This window comes from Shewanella sp. N2AIL (genome assembly GCF_022690845.1).
GTDB classification, from domain to species: Bacteria; Pseudomonadota; Gammaproteobacteria; order Enterobacterales; family Shewanellaceae; genus Shewanella; species Shewanella baltica.
Window position 1 is genome coordinate 1 of sequence record NZ_JALBYT010000126.1, and the last position, 255, is coordinate 255.

General features: G+C 45.9%; 1 protein-coding gene. It reads left to right on the forward strand.

The window, feature by feature from the left end:
* Positions 1-52: 52 nt before the first annotated feature.
* The coding region (locus tag MO387_RS21020; protein WP_242326521.1) for a transposase domain-containing protein at positions 53-255 on the forward strand (203 nt) is incomplete at its 3' end.

Consider the following 255-nt stretch of genomic DNA (forward strand, 5'->3'; position numbering starts at 1 on the left):
TAAGACAGATCGCTTGACGATCTCGCTGAAAAGATCAAAATCCGATGACCTCATGTCATCGGATTTTTTTATGCAACTCTCAGAAGCACTCGCTCGCACTCATATTACCCGCCTAACCGAATTCACCAGCTTAGCTGATGTGTTAGAACCTGAGTTAATTCAATCTTGTTTGGACTCTCAGGGCGTTGCGACGTTAAGACGGCGTAAATTGCCGATGGATGCGATGATTTGGGCCGCTATCGGAATGGCTTTGTT